This window comes from Flavobacterium sp. 103 (genome assembly GCF_003096795.1).
Lineage (GTDB): Bacteria > Bacteroidota > Bacteroidia > Flavobacteriales > Flavobacteriaceae > Flavobacterium.
This window is the reverse complement of record NZ_QENX01000001.1, coordinates 3,196,599-3,211,483: the sequence shown is the minus strand read 5'-3', so window position 1 is coordinate 3,211,483 and position 14,885 is coordinate 3,196,599. Positions and strand designations below refer to the sequence as shown.

Annotated in this window: 14 protein-coding genes; 7 read left to right on the top strand and 7 right to left on the bottom strand. The window is 34.5% G+C overall.

Translation table 11 applies throughout. The annotated features are described in order from the left end of the window. Positions 1–28 precede the first annotated feature (28 nt). The 7 genes from C8C85_RS13600 to C8C85_RS13570 form a co-directional block, all read right to left on the bottom strand. Positions 29–1,282: a CinA family nicotinamide mononucleotide deamidase-related protein gene (locus tag C8C85_RS13600; RefSeq protein WP_116797543.1), complete on the bottom strand. Its 1,254-nt coding sequence runs from the start codon at positions 1,280–1,282 to the stop codon at positions 29–31. 125 nt (positions 1,283–1,407) lie between these two features. After that, positions 1,408–1,752, bottom strand: a complete 345-nt coding sequence (locus C8C85_RS13595; RefSeq protein WP_116797542.1) for an Hpt domain-containing protein — start codon at positions 1,750–1,752, stop codon at positions 1,408–1,410. Continuing rightward, entirely contained in the window at positions 1,752–2,363 is a 612-nt protein-coding gene (locus C8C85_RS13590; protein WP_116797541.1) for a fumarylacetoacetate hydrolase family protein, read from the bottom strand. The genes C8C85_RS13595 and C8C85_RS13590 overlap by 1 nt, the downstream gene beginning before the upstream one ends. A 66-nt stretch (positions 2,364–2,429) precedes the next feature. Further along, positions 2,430–3,200 (bottom strand): 3'-5' exonuclease, encoded by a 771-nt coding sequence (locus C8C85_RS13585; protein ID WP_116797540.1) that lies wholly within the window; start codon positions 3,198–3,200, stop codon positions 2,430–2,432. Between the two features lie 133 nt (positions 3,201–3,333). Continuing rightward, entirely contained in the window at positions 3,334–4,644 is a 1,311-nt protein-coding gene (locus C8C85_RS13580; protein WP_116797539.1) for a dihydrolipoamide acetyltransferase family protein, read from the bottom strand. Positions 4,645–4,727: 83 nt separating this feature from the next. Beyond that, a complete protein-coding gene (locus C8C85_RS13575; protein ID WP_116797538.1) occupies positions 4,728–5,891 on the bottom strand; it encodes a glycosyltransferase family 2 protein in 1,164 nt (387 codons plus the stop codon). Between the two features lie 84 nt (positions 5,892–5,975). After that, positions 5,976–7,166 carry a BamA/TamA family outer membrane protein gene (locus C8C85_RS13570; protein ID WP_116797537.1) on the bottom strand — a complete coding sequence of 397 codons (1,191 nt, stop codon included), beginning with the start codon at positions 7,164–7,166 and terminating at the stop codon, positions 5,976–5,978. Between the two features lie 348 nt (positions 7,167–7,514). Between C8C85_RS13570 and C8C85_RS13565 the strand changes: the two genes are divergently transcribed. The 7 genes from C8C85_RS13565 to C8C85_RS13535 all read left to right on the top strand — a co-directional run bounded on the left by C8C85_RS13565 (position 7,515) and on the right by C8C85_RS13535 (position 14,819). Next, positions 7,515–8,468 (top strand): T9SS C-terminal target domain-containing protein, encoded by a 954-nt coding sequence (locus C8C85_RS13565; RefSeq protein ID WP_116797536.1) that lies wholly within the window; start codon positions 7,515–7,517, stop codon positions 8,466–8,468. Positions 8,469–8,593: 125 nt separating this feature from the next. Continuing rightward, positions 8,594–10,456, top strand: coding sequence for an ABC-F family ATP-binding cassette domain-containing protein (locus tag C8C85_RS13560; RefSeq protein WP_116797535.1), 1,863 nt, complete (start codon positions 8,594–8,596; stop codon positions 10,454–10,456). Between the two features lie 178 nt (positions 10,457–10,634). Further along, positions 10,635–11,207: a hypothetical protein gene (locus C8C85_RS13555; RefSeq protein WP_116797534.1), complete on the top strand. Its 573-nt coding sequence runs from the start codon at positions 10,635–10,637 to the stop codon at positions 11,205–11,207. Between the two features lie 187 nt (positions 11,208–11,394). After that, positions 11,395–12,636, top strand: a complete 1,242-nt coding sequence (locus tag C8C85_RS13550) for a BamA/TamA family outer membrane protein (protein ID WP_133243389.1) — start codon at positions 11,395–11,397, stop codon at positions 12,634–12,636. Between the two features lie 297 nt (positions 12,637–12,933). Continuing rightward, positions 12,934–13,416 carry an FKBP-type peptidyl-prolyl cis-trans isomerase gene (locus C8C85_RS13545; protein ID WP_116797532.1) on the top strand — a complete coding sequence of 161 codons (483 nt, stop codon included), beginning with the start codon at positions 12,934–12,936 and terminating at the stop codon, positions 13,414–13,416. A 46-nt stretch (positions 13,417–13,462) separates the two neighbouring features. Continuing rightward, positions 13,463–13,927 carry an FKBP-type peptidyl-prolyl cis-trans isomerase gene (locus tag C8C85_RS13540; protein WP_116797531.1) on the top strand — a complete coding sequence of 155 codons (465 nt, stop codon included), beginning with the start codon at positions 13,463–13,465 and terminating at the stop codon, positions 13,925–13,927. A gap of 448 nt (positions 13,928–14,375) precedes the next feature. Then, positions 14,376–14,819 carry a hypothetical protein gene (locus C8C85_RS13535; protein ID WP_116797530.1) on the top strand — a complete coding sequence of 148 codons (444 nt, stop codon included), beginning with the start codon at positions 14,376–14,378 and terminating at the stop codon, positions 14,817–14,819. Positions 14,820–14,885 lie beyond the last annotated feature (66 nt).

Below are 14,885 nucleotides of genomic sequence, written 5' to 3'. Positions count from 1 at the left end.
AGAAAAATAAACCTATAAACCAAAATATTTATTGTTCTTTTTTTGAAATTTCTTTAAGCAACATTTCAAGCCCTTTAACCGAAGCTCTATCTATCACTTTTTCACGTGGTTGACCAAAATTAAACTCCTCAACGAGAATTTCATTTGGCGTAGCCAATGCTATAAACACCGTTCCAATTTCTGCTGTGGCCTCACCTTTCGCAGGACCGGCGTTACCAGTTGTCGCAATTGCATAATCTGTTTTTAGCAATGCTTTCACACTCAAAGCCATTGCTTTTGCAACTTCCGCACTCACAACGCTATACTCATTTATTAAAGAGTCAGAAACACCAAGTACATTTATTTTCACATCGGTCGCATAAGCCACAATGCTTCCTTTAAAATAATTCGAAGCTCCAGGAACCGAAGCAATCATTTCAGCTATTTTTCCTCCTGTACAACTTTCGGCTGTTGACAATGAAAGATTTCGTTCAGACAACATTCTTCCCAAAATCACTTCTATCGTTTCATCTTCCTCAAAACCAACAATAATATCATGAATGATAGCATCCAACGAACTTACATATTCCGCTATTGTTTCTTCCAGCATTTTTTTATCCGTTCCTCGAGCTGTAAGTCTTAAACGAAGCTTTCCATAAGCAGGCAAATAGGCCAATTTTATAAAAGCAGGAAGACTATTTTCCCATTCTTCAATACGCTCGGCCACTAAACTTTCGCCTTGACCATAAGTTAATATTGTTTTATGCAAAATAAAAGGTCGCTCATATTCCTTTACCAGCTTTGGAATAATCTCATTTTCTATCAAATATTTCATTTCAAAAGGAACTCCAGGAAGCGACACAAAAACCGTATCTCCCTTTTTCATCCATAATCCTGGCGCTGTTCCGTATAGATTATGAAGCACTGTTGCTTTTGAAGGGACTAATGCCTGATCTTTATTAATCTGAGTTATTTTTCTCTTAAAATATCCTTCAATTAATTGGGTAACATGTTCCAAAACATTTTTATCAACCACTAGTTCATCTTCAAAATAATCACAGAAAGTTTTCTTGGTAACATCATCCTTAGTTGGCCCCAAACCACCGGTTATTATAACGACATCTACTGTGTCTTGAAGTTTTGAAAAGGTATCTAATATGTGTTGCTGAGAATCACTTATAGACAACATCTCATGAACCTCAATCCCTATTCTGTCTAAAGATTTTGCTATAAAACCTGAATTTGTATCGACAATTTGACCAATTAAAATTTCATCCCCAATTGTTACTATGGTTGCTCTCATCTTTTGATAAATTTCCTTTTTAAATTAGATAAAAAAATAATCCAACCGCTGTATAAAGTGATACAACTGTTGGATTATTCAATATTCTTTTCTTGTTATTTTAAGTAAAAAATTGAAACAATAAATTAAAGATCAAAATCTTTTCTCAACTCTTTAATAGCGTCTTTGACCTGTGTCTTAACGCTTTTATAAGTCTCGATTATTTCTTTCTTTTTACCTTCTGTTTTTGTCCAAGCTTCTATTTGAAGAATCTCCTCGAATGCTACATTTAATCCCAACAAATCTAATGTTGGTTTCAATTTATGAGCAAAGGCATAAGTATGCTTGTGATCCTTTTTCTTAATTCCCTCTCCGATTTGCATCAAATCTTCAGGAACTTCAGTAACGAACAAATTCAAAATTTCATTCACAAACTCTGGATCATTATCCGAAAGTGCGTACACTTTTGCTAAATTGTATTTTAAAGCCATTATTTTACTTGTATTCTAAATAGTTTTTGTCCTTCTAAAAATCCTTCTAAAACATCATCTGGTTTTACTGCTGCAACTCCTTCTGGCGTTCCCGTAAAAATAATATCACCAATCTTTAAAGTAAAAAATTGAGAAACATAGGATATTAATTCATCAATATTCCACATCATCATCTCAGAATTACCCTTTTGTACTGTAACATTATTGTTCGTTAATTCAAAAGTAACATTTTCTAACGAAACAAACTGGCTTTTAGGCAAAAATTCTCCAATAACCGCCGAGCCATCAAATGCTTTGGCTTTTTCCCATGGAAGTCCTTTTGCTTTCAACTTCGCCTGTAAATCCCTTGCGGTGAAGTCAATCCCTACACTAATTTCATCATAATATTTATGAGCAAACTTAGGTTCGATATACTTCCCTACCTTACTTATCTTTACAATAAGTTCTATTTCATGATGAATATCCTCAGAGAATTCAGGAATTACAAAAGGATGTTGTTTTAATAAAATAGCCGAATCTGGTTTCATAAAAACAACTGGCTCCGAAGGGCGTTCATTCTTTAATTCCTCAATATGATTGGCATAATTTCTACCGATGCAGATGATCTTCATTATTAATTTAGATTGCGGATTTTAGATTTTAAATTTCAGACAACCCCGAAACTTGTTAATCAAAACCTATTTTGTATTTAGTTTTCTTAATTTTATGGCCGTCAAAACTTTCTTGGTATACAGCGGAAAATCTGCATTTTGAATCCAACTGAAATAACCCGGTTCTATCTCCAAAATTTTATCGACTTTGGCTCCTTTATGTTTTCCAAAGGTAAAAATCTCTTCATTATCGGCGTCAAAAGCTATCATTCCTGCAAAATCGGCTATTTTTTTTCTGGTACTAAACTCAGACAAAGATTTAATGTCGTTTTCTAATTCGGGATAACGATCCAATTGAGCCATTAGGATTTCATAGGTCGCCATCGTATCTGCTTCGGCTGAATGTGCATTTTCGAGCCCTTTTCCACAGTAAAATTTCAAAGCTGCGCTCAAAGTACGCTCTTCCATTTTATGAAAAATAGTTTGTACATCCACAGAAACTCTATTTTTCATATCAAAATCAACTCCAGCTCGCAATAATTCTTCTGCCAATAATGGAATATCAAAACGATCTGAATTAAATCCTGCCAAATCGCTATCCTTAATCATATTATATACTTGAGGAGCAAGTTCATTAAACGTAGGCTCATTGGCTACTTTTTCATCACTTATTCCGTGAATAGCCGTTGATTGCGGTGGAATTGGAATCGTTGGATTCACCAACCAAGTTTTACTTTCTTTATTTCCGTTTGGAAAAACTTTAAAAACTGATATTTCCACAATTCTATCTTTTCCGATGTCAATTCCTGTAGTTTCAAGATCGAAAAAACAAATTGGCTTATTGAGTTTTAGTTCCATTTTTTGTATTTGAATTGGTACAAATATAAAGATTTGGGATTGATTTCATTTAAAGTCAATGCTAAAAATGCTAAAAAAAGAAAACCCAACAAACTATAAAAATTTGTCGGGTTCATTTTCAATTTATACTGAATTAATAATCTCTATTTACATCAAATGCTTCAAGATATTCCGCTACTCTTTTCACAAACGCACCTCCCAACGCACCATCAACCACTCGGTGATCGTAACTGTGTGACAAGAACATTTTTTGACGAATACCTATAAAATCCCCTTCTGGAGTTTCAATAACTGCAGGCACTTTACGGATAGCTCCCAATGCTAATATCCCTACTTGTGGCTGATTGATAATTGGAGTCCCAAAAACACTTCCGAAAGTCCCCACATTGGTAACCGTATAAGTTCCTCCTTGAGTATCGTCTGGTTTTAGTTTCCCCATTTTTGCACGGTTTCCTAAATCATTAACCGCCTTTGCCATACCAACCAGATTCAATTGGTCTGCATTTTTAATAACTGGAACAATTAAATTCCCATTTGGCAAAGCTGCTGCCATTCCAAGGTTAATGTTTCTTTTTTTGATGATAAAATCACCCTCTACAGAAATATTCATACCTGGATAATCTTTCAGCGCCTTGGCAACTGCTTCCATAAATATAGGAGTATAGGTCAGTTTTTCGCCTTCTCTTTTTTCAAAAGCATTTTTAACTTTATCTCTCCATTTTACAATATTAGTAACATCAACTTCGATAAATGATTGTACGTGAGCCGAAGTTTGAACTGAAGCTACCATATAACCCGAAATCAACTTACGCATTCTATCCATTTCCACAATTTCATCACCGCCATTTACAGAAACAGGAGAAACTGTTTGCGAAGGAGTAACTCCTGGAGCTTTTGGAGCTTCAACCGCTTTAGCTGTTGTTCCCACTACAGCAGCAGGTTGTGTCCCTCTATTTTTTACGTAATTCAATATATCTTCTTTAGTAACACGTCCTTCTTTCCCAGAACCGTTGATACTCACTAATTCACCTAAAGAAATCCCTTCTTCTTTTGCAATGTTTTTTACTAATGGAGAAAAGAATTTATCACTTTCAGAAAAATTCACCGGCGTCGCAACCAATTCTTTGGCTACCTCAACAGTTTTTTGAATTTCCTCAATAATTGCCGGAGCAACTTCTGAACTTACGGACACGGCATCTCCACCCTCTGTTTCAATAATAGCAATAGTTTGTCCCACCTGAACCAAATCGTCTTTTCTAAACAATTTTTCGACAAGAACACCTGAAACCTCCGATGGAACCTCAGAATCTACTTTGTCGGTCGCAATTTCCAAAACGGCTTCATCCGCTTCAATTTTATCGCCAACTTCTTTTAACCAATTTGTGATGGTTGCTTCTGCAACACTTTCTCCCATTTTAGGAAGCTTTAATTCAAATCTTGCCATATTGTTAATCTAAAAGGTGATTTTGATTTTCAGTTTGCGAAATTATTAAAAAATATCAATATAAATTTCACTAAATGTAATTTTTATTTGATTTTTACAATTTCTCCTCTATCATTAAAAGAATCACTTCCAATGATAAAATTTGTGTTTTTGGGAATAATTCTAAAGGTAATTCCTTTGTTTCTATGCTTTTTGTGAATATTTATGCATTCTTTGAAGGAAACAAACTCATTATCCAAAATAATCTGTACCCCATTTCTTATTGAAATTGATGACAAATTTACCTCTTTTTCTGTTTTCCAATCGAGAAAATCTAGCTTTTTTTGGACAAGAAGAGCTATTATTTTTGTCAGTGTATCAGATGCCGATATGAGCAAATAATTTTTAGGGCGCATTTTGATTTTTGACCTGCCTTGAATTCTTTTTATTAAAGAAAAAAACACAATTCCAATTTTCATAAATACAGAAAAAAGATAAGAAACCTGAAAATGTTTTCTATAGAAAAACTCCATTGCTTCTTGAAAACGCTTCATGTAAGTACCATCTTTAATAGTGCTTTCTCCTTTATAGTGTATTACGGTTGTTTTATGGAAATAATAATTAACTTTTCCTTTCTGCAACACCATATAAGACAAATCAATATCATCCGAATACATGAAACAATTTTCATCAAAACCACCTACTTCCTCATACAATTCTTTTTTCAGAAACATAAAAGCACCTACCAAAATTTCCACTTCCCCTGTCTGGTTTTCGGATAAATGCTGCGCATAATATTTATTGAAAAATGGAGACTTCGGAAATATTTTATATAAACTGGTGATTTTGGTGAAGGCTACCCAAGGTGTGGGAATTCCCCTTTTGCTCTCAGGAAGGAAATTACCAGATCCGTCTATTAGCTTGACACCTACAACTCCTAAGTTTTTTTGTTTTCGGGCAAATGCCAACACTTTTTCAAAGGTGTCTTCGGCAACGACAGTATCCGGGTTTAGAATACAGATATATTCTCCTTTGGCTTGTGATACACCAATGTTATTCCCTTTTGGAAAACCTACATTTTGGCTATTTTGAATAAGTTTGACATTTGGGAAACGAGTTTTTATCATCTCGCAACTATCATCTTGGGAATCATTATCAACCACAATAATTTCAGATTCTATGTTTTTTAAAGCGCTTTCTACGCTTAGTACACATAGTTCCAAAAAATAGCGAACATTATAATTGAGAATGATAACGGATAGTTGCATTTTTCAAAGATATATTTTAAGCCTCAAAGTCACAAAGTTTACTAGCTACAAAGTCTATCATAGGCACAAACTCCCATAAAAATCTTAAAAATTCTCAGAAAGTGCAACCCTAAAAGTCCAATCATCTTTACTAATGCCATAATCTAAGACTAAATTACAGTCATTGATCTTATTCCATTTTATTCTTAATCCAGATCCGATTGCAGGAGTCCAATTATCAAAATGATAGGTATCTAAATTAGAGACTGAAGAAAGATTACCGTAAAAAACAGCTCCAAGAAAACCGTTTTTGGTAATATCTGTGCGGTATTCGGTCTCCAAATACAATAAAGAATTACTTCGATAACGGTTGCGAGTGAATCCCCTGCCTGTTTTTCCGTAACGGTCCCAACCGATGCTTGGCAAATCCAAGTAATGTGGCTTTCCGTCAAAAACTGCCCAATAAAACACTCGCGTGGCCAGAACCTTATGACGTGTATTACTAAACGAATGATACTTTCTCGCATCTATATATATAGATTTCCATTCGGTGTGACTTCCAAAAGCTTTGGAATTGATACGATAATCTGCTTCAAAATAATAACCCTGCTTGGGATTCAAAATATTTTTACGGGAATCATACAAAGCTTGAAAAGCAATTCCTGATGAAAGTTCATCGGAGTAATCTCCATCTTGGTATATATTAAAATCTGTTGGTTCCGTTATTTTTGAATCTTCGGAAATATGCTGATAATTATCCAATTGAAAACCCAATCCCAAACCGAAATCCCCTTTTATTTTTCGTGTTACAAATTGATAAAACCGAATTTGTTGGTAATGAACCTCGGATTGTGGATCCTTGGAACTGTTCCCTCCCAAACCATACGTAAACTGCGGATAAATCATATACCTGTAATCACCTATAAAATTATATTTATTGTCCTTTGTATAAATATAAGACTGTATGGGAAAGGAATACTGCCCAGAAAAACTGGTTGTTGGGGTAAAATAAACTTCGGACATTTTGGTGGTTTCGTGATTCTCATCCAGAAAAAAAGTGGTCACAAATGAAACCACAAGACCTCCTTCGGAACTCTTCATATCGGGAGCTGGCATTAACGAAAAGGCAATTTTGCTTGGTTCTTTTTTCTTTGCAGTATCCTTTTTTACGAAAATGCTTTTCAGAATCTGTTTCATATCCAAACTATCACTTCTAAAATCTATTTTCTGTGAAAAGGAAGAAAATGAAGAAGTAACAACAAAAAACAGAATCAAATTTCGCCTAATGAAACCCATAAATTTTGGTTGATTTTTTTAGAAAAGGAACTATTTTCAGCTTCCCAAATATAAATAAAAAATTACAATCCTAAACAACATACCAAGCTGATTTGTTTCGAATTACCAAGCTAATTGCGAAAATTTTTCTTCAGCTAAAAAGAAAAAAATCTAAAAAACCATAAAACCTGACTAGCCCCGGTTGAAGTGAAAATCCTCCCGATTTTTCTCGGGAGATTGAAGCGAAAAACGGGAACGATCTTTCCCTAAAAAGCCCAATCATTCGCTCCAAATCCTTTTTATCTATCAAATCTAGGATTGTACGATTTTGTTTAATATCTTTCTTTTTATTTTCAATTGAATAGCGTTATGGAAAAAACTTTTATTCTTTTCTTTCTTTTTGTGTCTTTTTCCTACGCCCAAACCAAAGGATGTACAGATCGTCTTGCGGAAAATTACAATCCAAAAGCGACGGAAAATAATGGAAGCTGTAAATATGCTTCCGCAAAAATCAGAGTGAAATTCACCAAAGAATTAAGCGATTCCATTGCGGAAACTTCGGGCTTGATTGCTTCAGAAAATTTATTGTGGACGCACAATGACGACCAGAGCACTACGTTATTTGGACTGGACACAAAAGGAAAAATCAGAAAAAAAATCAATCTTGAAGGGGTAAAAAACATCGAATGGGAGGATATTTCTCAGGATAGTCTGTATCTCTACATAGGCGATTTTGGAAATAATGTCCTTGGAAACCGCAAAGATTTACACATTTTGAGGATTGATAAAAACTCTGTTAAGAATCCTGCCCCGGCTATTGACACCATCGCGTTTTCCTATGACAACCAAAAAAATTTTGAACCCAAAAAAAAGGCTAACACCACCGATTTTGACTGTGAGGCATTTGTGGTTTCAAGGGACAGCATTTATTTGTTTACCAAACAATGGGCATCTAAAAAAACGAGTGTGTACAGCTTACCAAAAAAACCAGGAACTCATATTGCAAAACTCAAAGAAACAATCAATGTGGAAGGTTTAATAACCGGCGCAACCACATTGCCGCAAGAAAAGGGGGTTGTTTTGTGTGGATATTCGCATTTTTTACACCCCTTTATTTATCTTTTGTACGACTATAAAAACAATGATTTTTCGACAGGAAATAAAAGAAAAATAAAACTTTCGCTGCTGTTTCATCAGATAGAAGCAATTACTACCGAAGATGGACATCTGTTTTATGTGACAAATGAAGCCACGAAAAACACCTTTATCTTCAACCCACAAGAAATACATACCTTTGATTTGAGTCCGTATTTGAAAGAGTAAAAAGGCTAAATCGTTGAATCGTTAATCTGTTGAATCGTTAAATTGCTATAGATTAATTCACGTTTCAAAATAAACTATTCGTTAATAGTGTTATAATAGTTTACTTTTGCAAAAAAATTAGCCTTGTGAATTATTTATCAGTCGAAAATATATCTAAATCTTTTGGGGAGCGTACGCTTTTCAAAGACATTTCCTTTGGAATCAACAAAGACCAAAAAATTGCCTTTATAGCCAAAAATGGCTCGGGAAAAACCACTATTATGAACATCATTAATGGTTTTGATGAACCGGATACTGGACAAGTGGTACTTCGAAAAAGCATCCGAATGGCTTTTTTGTCACAGGACAATAAACTACAGGATGAATTGACGATTGAAGAAAGCATTTTTGCATCTGACAATGAAAGTTTGAAGATCATTGAAGCTTATGAAAAAGCACTGGAGAATCCTGAAGATGAGGAAGCCTATCAAAAAGCTTTTGATGGAATGGATCAGCATAATGCTTGGGATTTTGAAACGCAATACAAACAAATTTTGTTCAAACTGAAGTTGGAAGACTTTAAACTGAAAGTAAAAAGCCTTTCGGGAGGACAGAAAAAAAGGTTGTCTCTTGCCATCATTTTGATTAACCGTCCCGACTTATTAATTCTGGATGAGCCAACGAATCACTTGGATCTAGAAATGATTGAGTGGTTAGAAAGCTATTTTGCAAAAGAAAATATCACGTTGTTTATGGTAACGCACGACCGTTTCTTTTTGGAGCGTGTTTGTAACGAAATCATTGAACTGGACAACGGAAAAATATACCAATACAAAGGAAATTATTCTTATTACCTAGAGAAAAAAGAAGAGCGCATCGCCTCAGAAAATGCCAGTGTTGATAAAGCCCAAAACTTGTTTGTCAAAGAATTGGAATGGATGCGCCGTCAACCCAAAGCGAGAACGACCAAGTCGAAATCACGTCAGGATGATTTTTATGACATAAAAGAAAAAGCCCAAAGTCGCAGAAAAGAAAACGTGGTGGAACTGGAGATTAATATGGAACGAATGGGAAGCAAAATCATTGAGCTTCACAAGATTTCCAAAAAATTCAAGGATCGCATAATTCTGGATAATTTCAGTTATGATTTCCAACGTGGCGAACGCATTGGAATTATTGGTAAAAATGGAACTGGAAAATCTACATTCTTGAATCTTTTGACAGGAACTTTACCTTTAGATTCTGGAAAAGTGGTTGTGGGAGAGACAATCAAAATTGGTTATTATACCCAAAGCGGGATTAACCCAAAACCGGGTCAACGTGTAATCGATGTCATCAAAGAATACGGAGAATTTATTCCGCTAACAAAAGGCAGATTAATTTCGGCTTCGCAATTGTTGGAACGTTTTCTTTTTGATGCCAAAAAACAATACGATTATGTCGAAAAACTGAGCGGTGGTGAATTGAAACGTTTATATTTATGTACCATTTTGATTCAGAATCCAAACTTTTTGATTCTTGATGAGCCAACGAATGATTTGGATATTGTTACTTTAAATGTATTGGAAAGTTTCCTTTTGGACTATCCGGGATGTTTAGTAGTTGTTTCGCACGACCGTTATTTTATGGATAAAATTGTGGATCAGTTATTCATTTTTAGAGGTCAGGGAGAGATTGAAACATTCCCAGGAAATTACTCCGATTTTAGAGCTTACGAAGACAGTACCGATGTCGCTCAGAAAGAAGACAATAAAACAGAGAAAAAAGAATGGAAGCAAAACAATCCAACCGGGAATTTGACTTTCAACGAGCAAAAGGAATTCCAGAAAATCGAGAGAGAAATCAAGGATCTTGAAATCGATAAAACCAAAATTGAACAGTTATTCTCGGATGGAAAAGTAGCCGATGCGGATATTGAAAAGAAAGCTAGAGAATTGGAAAACCTCATCAAGAAAATTGAAAGCAAAGAGGAAAGATGGTTTGAGCTTTCAGCGAAGATGGAAGGGTAGTTTTTTTAGTTTGCAGTATTCAGTATTCGGTTTGCAGCGTTAGACAATATTTAAAAACCACAACAAGATTTAATTTTGTTGTGGTTTTTGTTTAATATAAAACCAGCATTTTATAGAAAGATAATTACACTTCGATTACCTGAATTATAACTATTTTTACAACTCCAAAACCCCATCCATGAAAAAAGCAATACTCCTTGTTTTCACAGTTCTTTCGATGCAATCACAGGCGCAATCTAAAAACGATACAGATTCTTTACAAAAAAATCGAACTTCCAAATGGAATTTTGGACTGGAATTAGACGTTTTGCCTTATGCTACAGGAGGCTACTTTGGAGCAATTTGGGCGGGCAAAAATAAATGGCGAGGCAGAGCTCTTTTGGCCGATGTCAACAAACCCGACTTCACAACCAAAGACGGTTTCACAAACCATCACATAAAAGCTTATGCGGTTGTTTTGGATCGTTTTTTGAAAGACAATTGGAAAGGTTGGTGGATTGGTGGTGGGCCTGTTTACTGGAAAAGCAACATCCAAAGTGATAGCAACAATGCCACAAAAAACTTCGAAAACTTCTTATTAAACGGCAGTTTGGGTTATAACTTCACTATTTACAAAAACATCTATATTTCGCCTTGGGCAGGTTTAAGCCTTAAAGTTGCAGGCAATGATGAATTCATTTTGGACAACAAAGAATACAATTTACCTTTGCTCAATCCGGAAGCTTCAGTCAAATTTGGGCTTTATTTTTAAAATCTTACTTCTAATTTAGAACCAATAGTTTCAAAAACAAGCAATAAAACAGTTTTATTACTTTAAATTAAAACCTCACAAAGAAATTTTGTTTAGTTTTATGTTTTGAAAAGAAAAAATGGATTAGAAAAATCTTTTAAAAATTTGATTAAAGCACAGGATCTTCATTATGAATTTTAAAACTATTTTGAAATCGAAAATCATATTTCTACTAATCCTTTTTTATTCCCAAACAATTCTTTCCCAAGGGGGAGAAAAAATAGAAGAAGAAAAGAAACGCCCACTGCGTTCCATTGTTGATTTATTTACAAAAGAAGATACTCTAAAAATAAGCAAACCGGATTCCAAAACAAATTTAATTGCATTTCCCACATTAGGTTATCAGCCCGCAAATGGCTTTACGCTTGGGTTTATAAGCCAATTTAGTTTTAAATTAAAGCCAGAAAACAAGATCTCATTACTTTCGGGAGGAGCTTCCTATAGTACGCAAAAACAAGTTCTGACCTATCTAAAAAACAATATGTACATCAGTAATGACAAGTTCTACTTTAGTGGTGATTTTCGTTATTATATTTTCTCACAATCCAATTTTGGTCTAGGAACAGATATTATACCTTGGGGCACAGAATTTAAAGATTTTAATTTTAGCTCTATAGAGCAGCCTATGAATTACAATTACTTTAAATTCCATGAAACAGTATCCTACAACATCTTTCCCTCTTTTTTTATTGGATTAGGAATACATTTTGACAGTTATTCCAACATCGATGACAAACTTTTGGATGTTGCCAACGAACAGTACACCTACCATTATAATTATTCAAAAAAATATGGATTTAGCGATAAGAATTATGCTGTCAATGGGATGAGTCTAAATTTGATATACGACACTAGGGATAACCTAATAAACACCAATAAAGGTTTGTTTCTGAATATGAATTACCGCTACAATCCGCAAACCGATCTTAACAGACACAGCAGTTCCACTTTATTACTTGAATCCAGATATTTTATACCTCTCAGCAAAATAAACAAACAATACGTTCTAGGTTTTTGGGCTTATGGCCAGTTTTTAGCAAGCGGTAAACTCCCCTATTTAAATCTTCCTGCCATTGGTTGGGATCAAAACAGCCGAAGCGGGAAAGGGTATACGCAAGGGCTTTTTAGAGGTACAAACCTTGTGTATTTTGAAAGCGAATATCGTTTCCCAATTACCAAAAATCAAATGATCAGTGGAACAGTATTTGCCAATGCCACAACAGCTAGTGATATTGACAAAAACCTCAACTTATTCGAATCTATTCAGCCCGCGATTGGAGTGGGATTGCGAGTTCTGCTAGACAAAGACACGCTAACCAATTTTATCGTCAATTTTGGTCTCGGACGCGATTCACAAACATTCTATTTTAATGACGGAGAAGGATTTTAAATCTTAATTCTATTGCAAATTTTGAAGCAGAAAGATTTGGCTTTTTTAGGCAACATCGTCCCGCACACGAGGCGAAAGCCGAACTGGCGAAGCAATCCGTTGCAATCTTGTTTGCCTCCCGATAGCCATCGGGACCGGCAAACAAGGATTTTCATTACTATCGGGGCTAAAGAGAGAGATTTTGCTTTTTTGCCATCATTAAAGAAAGAAAAACAGTAATAATCGAATTCAGTTTTTAACAAAAAATAAGTATCGGTTTTTACTATATTTGCGCTTTAAAAAAAACAACCCATTTCTATGAAACATCTATTATCTGCCCTTGTGGCCTTGACTCTTCTTATCTCTTGTAACAAAAATAAAGAAGTAACAAACGAAGTAACAAAAGAAACACCAGTTGATTACGTTGCCAAAAACGACAAAGAAATCACAGATTACCTGGCTAAAAATAATTTAACAGCCGAAAAAAGCGAGTCTGGTTTGTACTATATAATTAAAGAACCTGGAACTGGAGCGCAACCTACCGCTACATCAAATGTAACTGTAGCTTACAAAGGTTATTTCACTAACGGAAATGTATTTGACGAAAGTAAACCAGAGGGAATTTCTTTTGGCTTGGATCAAGTGGTAAAAGGATGGACTGAAGGTATTCCTCATTTCAAAGCCGGAGGTAGCGGTATTCTTTTGGTACCAGCTCATTTAGGATATGGAAATGAAACGATGGGACCTATTCCTGGAGGTTCAGCACTTATATTTGATGTAAAATTAATTTCGGTAAACTAAATCAATTTTTCGCATAAAAGTAAATTGAATAACAATGCCCATTTCTATGAAACACTTATTATCTGCCCTTGTGGCCTTAACTCTTTTTATTTCTTGTTCTTCTTCCAATGACAAAGAAGAAAACATTGATTATGTTGCCAGAAACGACAAAGAAATCACAGATTATCTGGCCAAAAATAATTTAACTGCACAAAAAAGCGAGTCTGGTCTTTATTATATAATTAAAGAACCCGGAACAGGAACACAACCTACTACAACTTCAAATGTAACAGTAGCCTACAAAGGATATTACACCAGCGGAACTATATTTGATCAAAGTTCAGACGCAGGGATTTCTTTTGGTCTAAACCAAGTGATTAAAGGCTGGACAGAAGGCATTCCTTATTTCAAAACTGGAGGCAGCGGTATTCTTTTGATACCAGCACATTTAGCATACGGGAATTATGATTATCGAGGTATTCCCGGAGGTTCAGTACTTATTTTTGACGTTAAATTAATTTCGGTAAATTAAACACATTCATCCAAGAGAAATTAAATTTCGGTCACAATAAAAACAAAAACCACAACAGAATCCAATTCTGTTGTGGTTTTTGTTTTTGAGCTGAATAACACATTATTGATTAAAGTAAAATATAAAATTAATTGTCGCCTAAGCCAATGCTGATTGAACTATAGTAAAACAATTATTCTCCAAATTCTCTTGTCATTTACTACAAAAAACCAAAAATAACTACTTTTATGCAAAATCTTATTACTTTGAACGGCACATGCATTTACTGGTAAAAAAACAACAACTAAAAAAGGTTTGCTCAAAATAAAATCCTTAAATTTACTATTGATTCTTACAGATTCTATTGCAATTTGGAAAAGTAGCACTACGACAACAAAACCTGATATTCAATCAGTTAATTAACTTTATTTATTTTTTAATCATTCACACTTACTTATACTTGACTATTATGGAAAATTTTAGTTTAAGACCGAAAGGAAATTTCACATGGACTGCCGAATACAGAGAATTATACATTCTCACCGAACATTGGCAGTCAGATTTGAAGTTCTATAAAGAGGATTTGAACTTTTTGTATCATCTTGTTGACAAATATTTTATTTCACTGATCAACAAAGAAAATCTGGGAGAAATGAGAATTCTATCATCCGGTTTGTCTGAAACAAACATAAACTGTGAAAGACTACTAGAGAAAACATCCAAACATTTGACCCATTTAACAGAACTAATTGATGATCTATTTAAATATGACTCTCATAAATTTAGAAGCGAGCACGAAGAATTAGAAAATGAGATTTCCTCTTTTATTAAAAAATTTCGAAAAATAAAACAAGAAACCTTCACTGATATGGAACCAGTTATTCAAAAAGAAGTCAAAAAATTAACCCCTTAGAGCAATTGCAAAACCAACTGAACGAGTTATTCGAAATATAACACCATTTTATAAGTAAAATATTTT

Bases quoted from the DNA above. Each gene is read 5' to 3' on its own strand.
- C8C85_RS13600 (WP_116797543.1), bottom strand. From the start codon at position 1,282: ATGAGAGCAACCATAGTAACAATTGGGGATGAAATTTTAATTGGTCAA.
- C8C85_RS13595 (WP_116797542.1), bottom strand. From the start codon at position 1,752: ATGGCTTTAAAATACAATTTAGCAAAAGTGTACGCACTTTCGGATAAT.
- C8C85_RS13590 (WP_116797541.1), bottom strand. From the start codon at position 2,363: ATGAAGATCATCTGCATCGGTAGAAATTATGCCAATCATATTGAGGAA.
- C8C85_RS13585 (WP_116797540.1), bottom strand. From the start codon at position 3,200: ATGGAACTAAAACTCAATAAGCCAATTTGTTTTTTCGATCTTGAAACT.
- C8C85_RS13580 (WP_116797539.1), bottom strand. From the start codon at position 4,644: ATGGCAAGATTTGAATTAAAGCTTCCTAAAATGGGAGAAAGTGTTGCA.
- C8C85_RS13575 (WP_116797538.1), bottom strand. From the start codon at position 5,891: ATGCAACTATCCGTTATCATTCTCAATTATAATGTTCGCTATTTTTTG.
- C8C85_RS13570 (WP_116797537.1), bottom strand. From the start codon at position 7,166: ATGGGTTTCATTAGGCGAAATTTGATTCTGTTTTTTGTTGTTACTTCT.
- C8C85_RS13565 (WP_116797536.1), top strand. From the start codon at position 7,515: ATGGAAAAAACTTTTATTCTTTTCTTTCTTTTTGTGTCTTTTTCCTAC.
- C8C85_RS13555 (WP_116797534.1), top strand. From the start codon at position 10,635: ATGAAAAAAGCAATACTCCTTGTTTTCACAGTTCTTTCGATGCAATCA.
- C8C85_RS13545 (WP_116797532.1), top strand. From the start codon at position 12,934: ATGAAACATCTATTATCTGCCCTTGTGGCCTTGACTCTTCTTATCTCT.
- C8C85_RS13540 (WP_116797531.1), top strand. From the start codon at position 13,463: ATGAAACACTTATTATCTGCCCTTGTGGCCTTAACTCTTTTTATTTCT.
- C8C85_RS13535 (WP_116797530.1), top strand. From the start codon at position 14,376: ATGGAAAATTTTAGTTTAAGACCGAAAGGAAATTTCACATGGACTGCC.